This is a genomic window from Streptomyces lacaronensis, assembly GCF_047337785.1.
Classification (GTDB): Bacteria; Actinomycetota; Actinomycetes; order Streptomycetales; family Streptomycetaceae; genus Streptomyces; species Streptomyces lycopersici.
In genome coordinates this window covers 5,243,745-5,257,856 of the sequence record NZ_JBLHDK010000003.1, presented here as the reverse complement: position 1 = coordinate 5,257,856, position 14,112 = coordinate 5,243,745, and the positions used below count along the sequence as shown (strand labels likewise).

General features: G+C 68.0%; 13 protein-coding genes and 1 tRNA gene. 12 read left to right on the top strand and 2 right to left on the bottom strand.

Going from position 1 to position 14,112, the window contains the following annotated elements; all coding sequences use genetic code 11:
• Positions 1–65 precede the first annotated feature (65 nt).
• The 3 genes from ACMTAK_RS22460 (at position 66) to ACMTAK_RS22450 (ending at position 2,189) form a co-directional block, all read left to right on the top strand.
• Complete coding sequence (locus tag ACMTAK_RS22460) at positions 66–536, top strand: FAS1-like dehydratase domain-containing protein (RefSeq protein WP_413807867.1); 471 nt, start codon at positions 66–68, stop codon at positions 534–536.
• The gene (locus tag ACMTAK_RS22455) at positions 533–967 is read left to right on the top strand and encodes a MaoC/PaaZ C-terminal domain-containing protein (RefSeq protein WP_413807866.1); all 435 of its coding nucleotides are present in this window, start codon (positions 533–535) and stop codon (positions 965–967) included. Before ACMTAK_RS22460 ends, ACMTAK_RS22455 begins: the two co-directional genes overlap by 4 nt.
• Positions 968–1,133: 166 nt before the next feature.
• Positions 1,134–2,189, top strand: coding sequence for a UDP-N-acetylmuramate dehydrogenase (locus tag ACMTAK_RS22450; RefSeq protein WP_413807865.1), 1,056 nt, complete (start codon positions 1,134–1,136; stop codon positions 2,187–2,189).
• A gap of 6 nt (positions 2,190–2,195) precedes the next feature.
• Here the strand turns inward: ACMTAK_RS22450 and ACMTAK_RS22445 are convergent, their stop codons facing one another.
• Together ACMTAK_RS22445 and ACMTAK_RS22440 are read right to left on the bottom strand one after the other, a co-directional pair.
• The gene (locus tag ACMTAK_RS22445; protein ID WP_413807864.1) at positions 2,196–3,251 is read right to left on the bottom strand and encodes an adenosine deaminase; all 1,056 of its coding nucleotides are present in this window, start codon (positions 3,249–3,251) and stop codon (positions 2,196–2,198) included.
• A gap of 160 nt (positions 3,252–3,411) precedes the next feature.
• Positions 3,412–4,650 carry a pyridoxal phosphate-dependent aminotransferase gene (locus ACMTAK_RS22440; protein ID WP_413807863.1) on the bottom strand — a complete coding sequence of 413 codons (1,239 nt, stop codon included), beginning with the start codon at positions 4,648–4,650 and terminating at the stop codon, positions 3,412–3,414.
• A 181-nt stretch (positions 4,651–4,831) separates the two neighbouring features.
• On the opposite strand from ACMTAK_RS22440, the gene ACMTAK_RS22435 reads away from it, so the two are divergent.
• The 9 genes from ACMTAK_RS22435 (at position 4,832) to rpoB (ending at position 14,108) form a co-directional block, all read left to right on the top strand.
• A tRNA-Trp gene (locus tag ACMTAK_RS22435) sits at positions 4,832–4,904 on the top strand.
• A 107-nt stretch (positions 4,905–5,011) separates the two neighbouring features.
• Complete coding sequence (secE, locus tag ACMTAK_RS22430; protein ID WP_413807862.1) at positions 5,012–5,302, top strand: preprotein translocase subunit SecE; 291 nt, start codon at positions 5,012–5,014, stop codon at positions 5,300–5,302.
• A gap of 83 nt (positions 5,303–5,385) precedes the next feature.
• Complete coding sequence (gene nusG / locus ACMTAK_RS22425) at positions 5,386–6,237, top strand: transcription termination/antitermination protein NusG (RefSeq protein WP_413807861.1); 852 nt, start codon at positions 5,386–5,388, stop codon at positions 6,235–6,237.
• Between the two features lie 179 nt (positions 6,238–6,416).
• A complete protein-coding gene (gene rplK / locus ACMTAK_RS22420; RefSeq protein WP_385576659.1) occupies positions 6,417–6,851 on the top strand; it encodes a 50S ribosomal protein L11 in 435 nt (144 codons plus the stop codon).
• A gap of 94 nt (positions 6,852–6,945) precedes the next feature.
• Positions 6,946–7,665 carry a 50S ribosomal protein L1 gene (rplA, locus tag ACMTAK_RS22415; protein WP_413807860.1) on the top strand — a complete coding sequence of 240 codons (720 nt, stop codon included), beginning with the start codon at positions 6,946–6,948 and terminating at the stop codon, positions 7,663–7,665.
• Between the two features lie 205 nt (positions 7,666–7,870).
• The gene (locus ACMTAK_RS22410; RefSeq protein WP_413807859.1) at positions 7,871–8,704 is read left to right on the top strand and encodes an SCO4651 family lipoprotein; all 834 of its coding nucleotides are present in this window, start codon (positions 7,871–7,873) and stop codon (positions 8,702–8,704) included.
• Between the two features lie 275 nt (positions 8,705–8,979).
• Positions 8,980–9,543, top strand: coding sequence for a 50S ribosomal protein L10 (gene rplJ / locus ACMTAK_RS22405; RefSeq protein ID WP_413807858.1), 564 nt, complete (start codon positions 8,980–8,982; stop codon positions 9,541–9,543).
• Positions 9,544–9,627: 84 nt separating this feature from the next.
• Positions 9,628–10,017 carry a 50S ribosomal protein L7/L12 gene (rplL, locus tag ACMTAK_RS22400; protein ID WP_037952872.1) on the top strand — a complete coding sequence of 130 codons (390 nt, stop codon included), beginning with the start codon at positions 9,628–9,630 and terminating at the stop codon, positions 10,015–10,017.
• Between the two features lie 608 nt (positions 10,018–10,625).
• The gene (gene rpoB, locus ACMTAK_RS22395) at positions 10,626–14,108 is read left to right on the top strand and encodes a DNA-directed RNA polymerase subunit beta (RefSeq protein ID WP_256652954.1); all 3,483 of its coding nucleotides are present in this window, start codon (positions 10,626–10,628) and stop codon (positions 14,106–14,108) included.
• Positions 14,109–14,112 lie beyond the last annotated feature (4 nt).

Below are 14,112 nucleotides of genomic sequence, written 5' to 3'. Positions count from 1 at the left end.
GCCGCCCCCACTCGCGGGGGGCGGCCTCGTTTCGTTGGTAATTCAATCGCAGGAGGTGTGCGCCGATGGCGCTCGACCAGTCCTTCGTGGGGCGGACCTACCCGCCCACCGCCGCGTACGAGGTCGGCCGGGAGAAGATCCGGGAATTCGCCGAGTCCCTCGGTGACGCCAATCCGGTCTACACCGACCCCGGGGCGGCCTGGGACCTCGGCTACCCCGATGTGATCGCCCCGCCGACGTTCATCTTCACGATCACCTTCAAGGCGGCCGGGAAGCAGGTTGTCGAGGACCCGCAGCTGGGACTGGACTACAGCCGAGTGGTCCACGGCGACCAGCGGTTCGAGTACACCCGCCCGGTCCGCGCGGGGGACCGCCTGAAGGTCACCTCGATCATCGACTCGATCAAGTCGCTGGCCGGCAACGACATCCTGTCCGTCCGCGGCGAGGTCCACGACGAGGCGGGTGATCATGTAGCGACGTCGTTCACGACGCTGGTGGCCCGCGCCGCTGACGCAGAGGTGGAGGAGAGCAGATGACGGCCAGGATCTCGTATGACGCCGTGGAGGTCGGTACCGAGGTGCCGACGCGCGAGTTCCGGGTGAACCGCGCCGACCTCGTGCGCTACGCGGGCGCGTCGGGCGACTTCAACCCGATCCACTGGAACGAGAAGTTCGCCAGAGAGGTCGGCCTCCCCGACGTCATCGCGCACGGCGCCTACACCATGGCCGAGGCGGCCCGGGTGGTGACCGAGTGGGCCGGCGACCCCGGCGCACTCGTCGAGTACGGCGTCCGCTTCACCCGGCCGGTCGTGGTCCCCAACGACGACAAGGGCGCGGTCATCGAGATCGGCGCCAAGGTGACCGCCAAGCTGGACGACGAGGCCCGTACGGTGCGCCTCGACATCACGGCGACCAGCGCCGGTCAGAAGGTGCTGGGCCGGGCCCGCGCCGTGGTACGGCTCGTCTGAGCCCCTCGACCGCGCCTGATGCGGCCCCGGGCGGATGAGAGCACGCCGGAGCGCGTGCGGCCCGTCCGAGCCCCTTACGGCCCGCAAGCCCGCCGGCCCCCGGATTCCCCACACCGGGGGCGGCCGCCTCCAGGAGCCCAGGGGGCGCCCCCGTACTCTTGAGCGCGTGCAGGAACTCCACGACGCCCCCCTCGCGCCCCTCACCACCTTCCGTCTCGGCGGACCGGCCAACCGGCTGCTCACGGCCACCACCGACGACGAGGTCATCGCCGCGGTCCGCGCGGCCGACGCGGCCGGGACCCCGCTGCTGGTGATCGGCGGCGGCAGCAATCTGGTCATCGCCGACAAGGGCTTCGACGGCACCGCCCTGCACATCGCCACCAGCGGCTTCACGCTCGACGGCAGCCGCCTGGAGCTCGCCGCGGGCGAGAACTGGTCGGCCGCCGTGGCCCGCACGGTCCAGGCGGGGCTCGCGGGCATCGAATGCCTCGCCGGAATCCCCGGCTCCGCGGGCGCGACGCCCATACAGAACGTCGGCGCCTACGGCCAGGAGGTCTCCGCCACGATCACCGAGGTGATCGCCTACGACCGCCGCGCCGACGAGGTCGTCACGATCCCGAACGCCGACTGCGCCTTCTCCTACCGCCACAGCCGCTTCAAGGCCGACCCCGACCGCCATGTGGTGCTCCGGGTCCGCTTCGAACTGGAGGACGCGGGCGGGCTCTCCGCGCCCGTCCGGTACGCCGAGACCGCGCGGGTGCTCGGCGTCGGGGTGGGGGACCGGGTACCGGCCGCCGTCGCCCGCGAGACCGTCCTGGGGCTGCGCGCGGGCAAGGGCATGGTGCTCGACCCCGAGGACCACGACACCTGGTCCGCGGGGTCGTTCTTCACCAACCCGGTGCTTGACCAGGACGCCCACGCCGCCTTCCTGGCCCGCGTCGCCGAACGCCTGGGCCCGGACACCGCGCCGCCCGCCTTCCCGGCGGGCGACGGCCTGATCAAGACCTCCGCGGCCTGGCTGATCGACAGGGCGGGCTTCACCAAGGGCTACGGCACCGGCCCGGCCCGGATCTCCACCAAACACACGCTCGCCCTCACCAACCGGGGTCAGGCCACGACCGAGGATCTGCTGGCGCTGGCCCGCGAGGTGGTGGCCGGGGTCGAGGAAGCGTTCGGGATCCGGCTGGTCAACGAGCCGGTGACGGTCGGCGTGAACCTCTGACCCAACCTACTCGTGAGCCTCTGACCCAACCTGCTCACGTGAGGAGGCTGGGCCCGCCAGCCAGTCGTCGATGTCCGCCAGCATCCGCCGCCGGACCTCCTCCGGCGCGGCCGAGCCGCGCACCGACTGACGCGCCAGCTCGGCCAGTTCGGCGTCCGTGAAGGCGTGGTGCTCGCGCACCAGCTCGTACTGCGCCGCCAGCCGCGAGCCGAAGAGCAGCGGGTCGTCCGCCCCGAGCGCCATCGGCACCCCGGCGTCGTACAGCGTGCGCAGCGGGACGTCCTCCGGCTTCTCGTAGACCCCGAGTGCCACGTTCGACGACGGGCACACCTCGCAGGTCACCTGGCGTTCGGCGAGCTTGGCGAGCAGCCGCGGGTCCTCCGCCGCGCGCACCCCGTGGCCGACCCGGGCCGCGCCGAGGTCGTCCAGGCAGTCCCGCACGCTGCCGGGGCCCGACAGCTCGCCGCCGTGCGGCGCCGCCAGCAGCCCGCCCTCCCGGGCGATGGCGAAGGCCCGGTCGAAGTCGCGGGCGAATCCGCGCCGTTCGTCGTTGGAGAGGCCGAAGCCGACGACGCCGCGGTCCGCGAAGCGCACCGCGAGCCGGGCCAGGGTGCGGGCCTCCAGCGGATGCTTCACGCGGTTGGCGGCGACCACCACCCTGATCCCGAGACCGGTCGCCGCGGAGGCGCTCCCGACCGCGTCCAGGATGACCTCCATCGCGGGGGTCAGCCCGCCCAGGCGCGGGGCGTACGAGGTGGGGTCCACCTGGATCTCCAGCCACTTGGCCCCGTCCCGCACGTCCTCCTCGGCCGCCTCGCGCACCAGCCGCCGGATGTCGTCGGCCTCCCGCAGACAGGAGCGTGCGATGTCGTACAGCCGCTGGAAGCGGAACCAGCCGCGCTCATCGGTGGCGCGCAGCTTCGGCGGCTCACCGCCGCTCAGTGCCTCGGGGAGATGGACGCCGTACTTGTCGGCGAGTTCGAGGAGGGTTGCGGGGCGCATGGAGCCGGTGAAGTGGAGATGCAGATGCGCTTTGGGGAGCAGGTGTACATCGCGTGCCATCTCCAGATACTGCCGCACGTCCGGACCCGTCGGTACCGCTTTCCCCGAACGGGAGGCGCGCGCACGCGAACGGGCCGGAATCCGCCCCCGCGGACTCCGGCCCGTCCCTTCCGTGCGTACGGGTCGTGCGCACGGGTCGTGTGTACGAAGGCCAGGCGCCTTACGCGGCCGCCTCGCCCAGCAGCTTCTGCAGTCGGGAGACGCCCTCGATGAGGTCCTCGTCGCCCAGCGCGTAGGACAGCCGCAGATAGCCCGGGGTGCCGAACGCCTCACCCGGCACCACGGCGACCTCGGCCTCCTCCAGGATGATCTCGGCCAGCTCCACGGTGGTCCGCGGCCGCTTGCCGCGGATCTCCTTGCCGAGCAGCCCCTTGACCGAGGGGTAGGCGTAGAAGGCGCCCTCCGGCTCCGGGCACTCCACGCCGTCGATCTCGTTCAGCATCCGCACCATGGTGCGGCGGCGGCGGTCGAACGCCTCGCGCATCGCGGCCACGGCGTCGAGGTCGCCCGAGACGGCGGTCAACGCGGCGACCTGAGCGACATTGCTCACATTCGAGGTGGCGTGCGACTGGAGGTTGGTCGCGGCCTTGACGACGTCCTTGGGGCCGATGACCCAGCCCACCCGCCAGCCGGTCATCGCGTACGTCTTGGCGACACCGTTGACCACGATGCACTTGTCGCGCAGCTCGGGCACCACGACCGGCAGCGAGTGGAATTCCGCGTCGCCGTAGACCAGGTGCTCGTAGATCTCGTCGGTCAGCACCCACAGCCCGTTGTCGGCGGCCCAGCGGCCGATCGCCTCGACCTGCTCACGGCTGTAGACCGCGCCGGTGGGGTTCGAGGGGGAGACGAAGAGGAGCACCTTGGTGTTCTTGGTGCGGGCCGCCTCCAGCTGCTCGACGGAGACGCGGTAACCGGTCGTCTCGTCGGCGACGACCTCCACCGGGACACCGCCGGCCAGCCGGATCGACTCCGGGTAGGTGGTCCAGTAGGGCGCGGGGACGATGACCTCGTCGCCCGGGTCCAGGATCGCGGCGAACGCCTCGTAGATCGCCTGCTTGCCGCCGTTGGTCACCAGGATCTGGGCCGCCTCGACCTCGTACCCGCTGTCACGCAGCGTCTTCGCGGCGATCGCGGCCTTGAGCTCGGGGAGGCCGCCGGCCGGGGTGTAGCGGTGGTACTTCGGGTCGCGGCACGCCGCGGCCGCGGCGTCGACGATGTAGTCGGGCGTGGCGAAGTCGGGCTCACCGGCGCCGAAGCCGATCACCGGACGGCCCGCGGCCTTGAGGGCCTTGGCCTTGGCGTCGACGGCGAGGGTCGCGGACTCGGAGATCGAGCCGATCCGGGCCGATACCCGCCGGTCGGTCGGGGACTGTACTGGGGGAGTAGCAGCGGTCATGGATGCATCGTCGCAGACGGGCGAAATGGGTGGCACACGGGTTTGCGGGGACTTCGCGCGCTTCTCGTTCGACGCCCGGCCGTCAAGCACGTACACTCATCCGTCGTTGGCCGATCAACAGCCGGATCCGACCGCACACTCCGTGCAGCCGGGTGGATGCGGTAGGTTGGGAGTGCCGCAAAGGGTCGTAGCTCAATTGGTAGAGCACTGGTCTCCAAAACCAGCGGTTGGGGGTTCAAGTCCCTCCGGCCCTGCTACACGCACTGTGATGAGGGTGCGTGCATGCGTACGCAAGGACAAGCACCGCTGTGCGGCCGGGCCGGACGCGGCACGGCCACGACCCGGATTCAGGTGAGGACGAGTGACGGAAGCCCTGGGCTCCACCGCGACGCCTGAGAGCGGTCGTCCCGAGGATGAGGAGACGACCAAGCGGGGTCGTCGTGGCGGTAAGCGTGCGAAGAAGGGGCCCTTCGGCCGACTCGCGCTTTTCTACCGCCAGATCATCGCTGAGCTGCGGAAGGTCGTCTGGCCCACGCGCAGCCAGCTGTCCACGTACACCAGCGTGGTGATCGTCTTCGTCCTCATCATGATTGGCATCGTGACCGTGATTGACTATGGGTTCAACAACGCCATCAAGTACGTCTTTGGCTGAGACCCTCGCGAAAGGCGACCGCTGTCCCGGCGTCGCCTCTTTCGCACGTTCCACCCCTTTGAAGCCAGGAAGAAGCAGCCACAGTGTCTGACCCGAACCTGAACGACGCCGCCGAGCCCGTCGAGTCCCGTGAGGACGAGCTCGACATCGTCGAGGCGGCGGACTCCGACCAGGCTGAAGCGGCCGACGCCTCGGCGGGCGTTCCCGCCGAGGAGGACGCGCTGGGCGTCGAGGACGAGGACGCCCTCGAGACCGAGACGGCCCAGGCGGACGACGCGGTCGAGCCCGAGGCTGACGCGGTCGAGCCCGAGGCTGAGGTCGACCCGGTCGAGGCGCTCCGCGAGGAGCTGCGCGGGCTGCCCGGTGAGTGGTACGTGATCCACACCTACGCGGGCTACGAGAAGCGAGTGAAGGCCAACCTGGAGCAGCGTGCCGTCTCGCTGAACGTCGAGGAATTCATCTATCAGGCCGAGGTCCCCGAGGAAGAGATCGTCCAGATCAAGAACGGTGAGCGCAAGAACGTCCGGCAGAACAAGCTGCCCGGCTATGTGCTCGTCCGCATGGATCTGACGAACGAGTCGTGGGGCGTCGTCCGCAACACCCCGGGCGTCACCGGCTTCGTGGGCAACGCCTACGACCCGTACCCGCTGACCCTGGACGAGATCGTCAAGATGCTCGCCCCCGAGGCCGAGGAGAAGGCCGCCAAGGCCGCCGCCGAGGAGAGCGGTGTGCCGGCGCCGAGCCGCAAGGTCGAGGTCCAGGTGCTGGACTTCGAGGTGGGCGACTCGGTCACGGTCACCGACGGCCCGTTCGCGACCCTGCAGGCGACGATCAACGAGATCAACGCCGACTCGAAGAAGGTCAAGGGCCTGGTGGAGATCTTCGGCCGGGAGACCCCGGTCGAGCTGAGCTTCGACCAGATCCAGAAGAACTGAGTCTTTCAGGACTGAGTCTCTTCACGAGAACTTCCGACAGGTCAGACGGGCTTTCGCGGCCGGTCTGACCTGCTCGGTTTTAAGGCGCACAGCTATACCCGTTATCGTTGTGCGGTATGCCTCCATCCGGATGATCCGGTTCGGAGGCGAACACCCTCTCACTAGGACCCGGAGAGAGCATGCCTCCCAAGAAGAAGAAGGTCACGGGGCTGATCAAGCTCCAGATCCAGGCCGGCGCCGCGAACCCGGCCCCGCCGGTCGGCCCCGCGCTGGGTCAGCACGGCGTCAACATCATGGAGTTCTGCAAGGCCTACAACGCCGCGACCGAGTCGCAGCGCGGCATGGTCGTGCCGGTGGAGATCACGGTCTACGAGGACCGCTCCTTCACCTTCGTGACCAAGACCCCGCCGGCCGCCAAGCTGATCCTCAAGGCCGCGGGCGTGGACAAGGGCTCCGGCGAGCCGCACAAGACCAAGGTCGCCAAGATCACCCGCGACCAGGTGCGTGAGATCGCCACCACCAAGATGCCCGACCTGAACGCCAACGACCTGGACGCCGCCGAGAAGATCATCTCCGGCACCGCCCGTTCCATGGGCATCACGGTCGAGGGCTGACACCTCACGCGCGAGGGCCGACAGCCCCGCGGCCACCTGTGGCAGGGCCAAGCGCTGGCCCGGACCACGAACTCCACAGACATCAGGAGCAAGAGTGAGCAAGCGCAGCAAGACCCTCCGCGCTGCGGACGCCAAGATCGACCGGGAGCGCGCATACGCCCCGCTCGAGGCCGTCCGTCTGGCGAAGGACACCTCCACCACCAAGTTCGACGCGACCGTCGAGGTCGCCATGCGCCTGGGCGTCGACCCGCGCAAGGCCGACCAGATGGTCCGTGGCACCGTGAACCTGCCGCACGGCACCGGTAAGACCGCCCGGGTCCTGGTCTTCGCGACCGGTGACCGTGCTGCGGCCGCGGAGGCCGCGGGCGCCGACATCGTCGGCTCCGACGAGCTCATCGACGAGGTGTCCAAGGGCCGCCTGGACTTCGACGCCGTCGTCGCCACCCCGGACCTCATGGGCAAGGTCGGCCGCCTCGGCCGGGTGCTCGGTCCGCGTGGTCTGATGCCGAACCCGAAGACCGGCACCGTCACCCCGGACGTGGCCAAGGCCGTCACGGACATCAAGGGCGGCAAGATCGAGTTCCGCGTCGACAAGCACTCGAACCTGCACTTCATCATCGGCAAGCTCTCGTTCGACGAGACGAAGCTGGTGGAGAACTACGCCGCGGCGCTCGAGGAGGTCAACCGTCTCAAGCCGTCCGCCGCGAAGGGCCGCTACATCAAGAAGGCGACCCTGACCACCACGATGGGCCCCGGTATCCCGCTGGACGCCAACCGCACCCGCAACCTGCTGGTCGAGGAAGACGCCATCTGAGGCAGTCCCTGATCAGCACACCTTGGTGTGCAACCGCCGGGTCCCCGCACCGCGTCGAAGGTGCGGGGGCCCGGCGTCTTCCGTTGTCGGCCCCCTCCGCTAGAGTCAGCCTGCAGACGTAAAAGAGAAATAAAAACTAGGGGGAGCCGTGCGCGGTACTCATGTCGGTGCGCGATGGGCGATAGCCGCTGGAAGCCTCGTTCTGATGGTCGGCCTCACCGCGTGCGGGAGCGAGAAGTCCGATGACGACAAGGCCGGCGACAAGACCGGCGGCGACAAGTCCGGGCAGTCCGCGATGAGCCCGCTGGCGGCGCTCAAGCTCGCCTCGCAGCAGACGGACAAGAAGAACTCGGCCAAGGTCGAGGGCACCACCAAGATGGGCGAGCAGAACTCGCAGATGTCCGGCGACATGGACTGGGCCAACGGCATCCGGGCCAACATGTCCATCACGCAGAACGGTGGCGCCATCGCCTCCTCCCCGATCGCGGGCAAGCCGATGGACGCCAAGTACACCCCGGACGCCATGTTCCTGAACATGGGCGACGAGTTCGCCGCTCAGGCGGGCAGCGGCAAGCACTGGGTGAAGTACGACTACGACGTGCTGGCCCAGAAGGCGGGCCCCTCGGGCGCCTTCCTGAAGGACCAGATGCAGAACAACAACCCGTCGCGCTCGGTGGAGCTGCTGCTCGCCACGGGCAAGGTCAAGAGCGTGGGCAGCGAGGACGTGAAGGGCGTCAAGGCCACCCACTACACCGGCACGGTCAAGGTCTCCGAGATCACCAAGATGCAGTCCAAGGAGCTCAGCAAGTCCGACCTGGACGCGCTGCAGAAGCAGCTGGAGTCCTCCGGTATGGACACCGAGACCATCGACCTGTGGGTGGACGAGGAGAACCTGCTGGTCAAGAAGCGTGAGCAGGCGCAGAGCAACAATGGCGCCTACGACTCCACGGTCTTCTACTCGGACTACGGCACCAGTGTGACCGTCACCGAGCCGTCCTCCTCGGACACCGTGGACTTCCAGGACATGCTCCAGCAGTAGAGCCGATTTGCCTGGCCGCGGCCCGTTCGCGTAACCTCCTAGAGAAGCCAAAGACCGCTGGTTGTCGCCGTGTCCCGCAAGGGATCCGGTGGCTGAAGGATCCGCTAGCTGCGGGCGACCCGCGTAGGTGACTTAAGGTTGCACTCCCGAACGGGCCGTGGGTCCGTGTCGGTCGAGTTACGCCCCGAGCGCCTGCGCCGGGGCGTTTTCGCATTGTCCAGTCTCCTTCCTTCAGACCGAAGCGGTCCTCATCACCCGGAAGGAGGCCGAGGCTCATGGCGAGTCCTGACAAGGTCGCAGCCGTCGACGAGATGCGGGAGAAGTTCCGCAACGCGAACGCGGCCGTTGTGACCGCGTACACCGGTCTCACCGTTGCGCAGCTGAAGGAGTTGCGCCGTTCGCTCGGTGAGAACGCTCAGTACCGTGTGGTGAAGAACACGCTGACCAAGATCGCGGCCAACGAGGCCGGGATCAACCAGCTCGACGACCTGTTCTCGGGTTCGTCGGCCGTCGCCTTCGTGACCGGTGACCCGGTCGTGGCGGCGAAGGGTCTCCGTGACTTCGCCAAGGACAACCCCGCTCTCGTGATCAAGGGCGGTGTCCTTGACGGTAAGGCGCTGTCCGCCGACGAGATCAAGAAGCTCGCGGACCTTGAGTCCCGTGAGGTGCTGCTCGCCAAGCTGGCGGGTGCGATGAAGGCCAAGCAGTCCCAGGCTGCCGCGCTTTTCCAGGCCCCGCTGTCGAAGTTCGTCCGGACCGCCGAGGCGCTCCGGCAGAAGCAGGCCGAGCAGGGCGGTGCCGACACCCCGGCTCCCGCCGAGGCCGAGGCCGCCGAGTAATCAGGCCCCGGTCGCAGCGGGCCCGGAAGCCCGCCGACATGTACATCCGGCACCACCTGCCGAATTAGTGGAAGGACCGCCACCATGGCGAAGCTCAGCCAGGACGACCTGCTCGCGCAGTTCGAGGAAATGACCCTCATCGAGCTCTCCGAGTTCGTGAAGGCCTTCGAGGAGAAGTTCGACGTCACCGCCGCCGCCCCGGCCGCCGTGGTCGCCGCCGCCCCGGGTGCCCCGGGCGCCGCTGCCCCGGCCGAGGAGGAGAAGGACGAGTTCGACGTCATCCTCACCGGCGCCGGCGACAAGAAGATCCAGGTCATCAAGGTCGTGCGTGAGCTGACCTCCCTGGGTCTGAAGGAGGCCAAGGACCTCGTCGACGGCACCCCGAAGCCGGTCCTCGAGAAGGTCAACAAGGAGCAGGCCGACAAGGCCGCCGAGTCCCTCAAGGGCGCCGGCGCCTCCGTCGAGGTCAAGTGACCCCTCGAGGTCGGATGACCTCGCGGCCCGCCGCCACACGCCCGTAGGACGTCCGGCGGCGCGGCCCGGTTCCAAGCCAGGGGCGATCACCCGTTCGGGTGGTCGCCCTTCGGCGTTCCCGTGACGGTTACATTGCCTTATGGGTTTGTGGAGGTAGGGTGATCTTCGTTGCCTGTCGCCACGCCCTGTGACGATCTCGCCGGAGTGGGGGGCCTTGACGAACGGCACGCAGCGCGCAATTCTCAGGACGCGACGTCACACCGATCCAAAAGTCCGAGGCATGGATCGTCGGCGAAGCGGGCAGTATCGATATGCGCATCGACAGCGCGGGCTGCCGACAGGGCGTGAGAAGACAACGAGGGGCGGGCCCCCTCACCGGAGGGAGAGATTGGCACTGCCGGTCTCAGAAACTCGGCGCTGGACATCAGTGTGCCAAGTGGCTACACTGACCCTTTGCGCTGCCTGTTAGCTGCTCCCTGCCCGTCACCAGGGGCATACCTACCTTCGAGCACTACCGATGAATAGTCCCTGACCAGGGATTTCATCCATGGGCTCTCGGTGGGACCGGTACGCGCGTAGTGAGTCCGAGCCCTCGGAAGGACCCCCTCTTGGCCGCCTCGCGCAACGCCTCGACTGCCAATACGAACAATGGCGCCAGCACCGCCCCGCTGCGCATCTCCTTTGCGAAGATCAAGGAGCCTCTCGAGGTTCCGAACCTCCTCGCGCTGCAGACCGAGAGCTTCGATTGGCTGCTCGGCAATGCCGCGTGGAAGGCTCGCGTCGAGGCTGCGCTGGACAGCGGTCAGGACGTCCCCACCAAGTCCGGTCTGGAAGAGATCTTCGAGGAGATCTCCCCGATCGAGGACTTCTCCGGGTCGATGTCCCTGACCTTCCGTGATCACCGTTTCGAGCCGCCGAAGAACTCGATCGACGAGTGCAAGGAGCGTGACTTCACCTACGCCGCTCCGCTCTTCGTCACGGCCGAGTTCACCAACAATGAGACCGGCGAGATCAAGTCCCAGACGGTCTTCATGGGCGACTTCCCGCTCATGACCGACAAGGGCACCTTCTGCATCAACGGCACCGAGCGTGTCGTCGTCTCGCAGCTGGTCCGCTCGCCGGGTGTCTACTTCGACTCCTCCATCGACAAGACGTCCGACAAGGACATCTTCTCGGTCAAGGTCATCCCCTCCCGTGGTGCCTGGCTGGAGATGGAGATCGACAAGCGCGACATGGTCGGTGTCCGCATCGACCGCAAGCGCAAGCAGTCCGTCACCGTCCTCCTGAAGGCGCTCGGCTGGACCACCGAGCAGATCCTCGAGGAGTTCGGCGAGTACGAGTCCATGCGCGCCACCCTGGAGAAGGACCACACCCAGGGCCAGGACGACGCGCTGCTCGACATCTACCGCAAGCTGCGTCCGGGCGAGCCCCCCACGCGGGAGGCCGCGCAGACGCTGCTGGAGAACCTCTACTTCAACCCGAAGCGCTACGACCTCGCGAAGGTCGGCCGCTACAAGGTCAACAAGAAGCTGGGTTCGGCCGCTCCGCTGGACGCGGGCGTCCTGACGGTCGAGGACGTCATCGCCTCGATCAAGTACCTGGTGAAGCTGCACGCCGGTGAGACCGAGACCGTCGGGGACAACGGCCAGTCCGTGGTCGTCGAGACCGACGACATCGACCACTTCGGCAACCGTCGTATCCGTAACGTCGGCGAGCTGATCCAGAACCAGGTCCGCACGGGTCTGGCGCGTATGGAGCGCGTCGTCCGCGAGCGCATGACCACTCAGGACGTCGAGGCGATCACGCCGCAGACCCTGATCAACATCCGGCCGGTCGTCGCCTCCATCAAGGAGTTCTTCGGCACCAGCCAGCTGTCGCAGTTCATGGACCAGACGAACCCGCTGTCGGGTCTGACCCACAAGCGCCGTCTGAACGCGCTCGGCCCCGGTGGTCTCTCCCGTGAGCGGGCGGGCTTCGAGGTCCGTGACGTGCACCCCTCGCACTACGGCCGCATGTGCCCGATCGAGACGCCCGAAGGCCCGAACATCGGTCTGATCGGCTCGCTCGCCTCGTACGGCCGGGTCAACGCGTTCGGTTTCATCGAGACCCCGTACCGCAAGGTGGTCGACGGTGTGGTCACCGACGAGGTGCACTACCTGACGGCCGACGAGGAGGACCGCTTCGTCATCGCGCAGGCCAACGCGCCGCTGACGAACGATCTGCACTTCGCCGAGAACCGCGTCCTGGTCCGCCGCCGTGGCGGTGAGGTCGACTACATCCCCGGCGACGACGTCGACTACATGGACGTCTCGCCGCGCCAGATGGTGTCGGTCGCGACCGCGATGATCCCGTTCCTGGAGCACGACGACGCCAACCGCGCGCTCATGGGCTCGAACATGATGCGCCAGGCCGTGCCGCTGATCAAGGCGGAGTCCCCGCTGGTCGGCACCGGCATGGAGTACCGCTGCGCGGTCGACGCCGGCGACGTCATCAAGGCCGAGAAGGACGGTGTCGTCCAGGAGGTCTCCGCCGACTACGTGACGGTGGCCAACGACGACGGCACCTACACCACCTACCGGGTGGCCAAGTTCTCCCGCTCCAACCAGGGCACCTCCTTCAACCAGAAGGTCGTCGTGGACGAGGGTGCCCGGGTGATCGCCGGCCAGGTGCTGGCCGACGGCCCGTCCACCGAGGACGGCGAGATGGCGCTCGGCAAGAACCTCCTGGTGGCGTTCATGCCGTGGGAGGGCCACAACTACGAGGACGCGATCATCCTCAGCCAGCGTCTGGTGCAGGACGACGTCCTCTCCTCGATCCACATCGAGGAGCACGAGGTCGACGCCCGGGACACCAAGCTGGGCCCCGAGGAGATCACCCGGGACATCCCGAACGTCTCCGAGGAGGTCCTGGCCGACCTCGACGAGCGCGGCATCATCCGCATCGGCGCCGAGGTCATCGCCGGGGACATCCTGGTCGGCAAGGTCACCCCGAAGGGTGAGACCGAGCTGACCCCGGAGGAGCGCCTGCTGCGCGCGATCTTCGGTGAGAAGGCCCGTGAGGTCCGTGACACCTCGCTGAAGGTGCCGCACGGTGAGACCGGCAAGGTCATCGGCGTGCGCGTCTTCGACCGCGAGGAGGGCGACGAGCTGCCGCCGGGCGTGAACCAGCTGGTCCGCGTCTACGTGGCGCAGAAGCGCAAGATCACCGACGGTGACAAGCTCGCCGGCCGCCACGGCAACAAGGGCGTCATCTCCAAGATCCTTCCGGTCGAGGACATGCCGTTCCTGGAGGACGGCACCCCGGTCGACATCATCCTCAACCCGCTGGGTGTCCCGTCCCGAATGAACCCGGGGCAGGTCCTGGAGATCCACCTCGGCTGGCTGGCCTCCCGGGGCTGGAAGGTCGAGGGCTCCGAGGAGTGGATGCAGCGGCTGCAGGCGATCGGCGCGGACGAGGTCCAGCCCGGTACCAACGTCGCGACCCCGGTCTTCGACGGTGCCCGCGAGGACGAGATCGCCGGTCTCTTCGATTCGACGATCCCGAACCGCGACGGCGACCGCCTGGTCCAGTCGTCCGGTAAGGCCCGGCTGTTCGACGGCCGCTCCGGTGAGCCGTTCCCGGACCCGATCTCGGTCGGCTACATGTACATCCTCAAGCTGCACCACCTGGTGGACGACAAGCTGCACGCCCGGTCCACCGGTCCGTACTCGATGATCACCCAGCAGCCGCTGGGCGGTAAGGCTCAGTTCGGTGGCCAGCGCTTCGGCGAGATGGAGGTGTGGGCGCTGGAGGCTTACGGCGCCGCGTACGCCCTCCAGGAGCTGCTGACCATCAAGTCCGATGACGTGACCGGCCGCGTGAAGGTCTACGAGGCCATCGTCAAGGGCGAGAACATTCCCGAGCCCGGCATCCCCGAGTCCTTCAAGGTGCTCATCAAGGAGATGCAGTCCCTGTGCCTCAACGTGGAGGTGCTGTCGTCCGACGGCATGTCCATCGAGATGCGCGACACCGACGAGGACGTCTTCCGCGCTGCGGAGGAGCTCGGTATCGACCTGTCCCGGCGCGAGCCGAGCAGCGTCGAAGAGGTCTGACGGG

Bases quoted from the DNA above. Each gene is read 5' to 3' on its own strand.
- rplK (WP_385576659.1), top strand. From the start codon at position 6,417: ATGCCTCCCAAGAAGAAGAAGGTCACGGGGCTGATCAAGCTCCAGATC.
- ACMTAK_RS22410 (WP_413807859.1), top strand. From the start codon at position 7,871: ATGGTCGGCCTCACCGCGTGCGGGAGCGAGAAGTCCGATGACGACAAG.
- ACMTAK_RS22455 (WP_413807866.1), top strand. From the start codon at position 533: ATGACGGCCAGGATCTCGTATGACGCCGTGGAGGTCGGTACCGAGGTG.
- ACMTAK_RS22460 (WP_413807867.1), top strand. From the start codon at position 66: ATGGCGCTCGACCAGTCCTTCGTGGGGCGGACCTACCCGCCCACCGCC.
- ACMTAK_RS22445 (WP_413807864.1), bottom strand. From the start codon at position 3,251: ATGGCACGCGATGTACACCTGCTCCCCAAAGCGCATCTGCATCTCCAC.
- rplL (WP_037952872.1), top strand. From the start codon at position 9,628: ATGGCGAAGCTCAGCCAGGACGACCTGCTCGCGCAGTTCGAGGAAATG.
- rplJ (WP_413807858.1), top strand. From the start codon at position 8,980: ATGGCGAGTCCTGACAAGGTCGCAGCCGTCGACGAGATGCGGGAGAAG.
- ACMTAK_RS22440 (WP_413807863.1), bottom strand. From the start codon at position 4,650: ATGACCGCTGCTACTCCCCCAGTACAGTCCCCGACCGACCGGCGGGTA.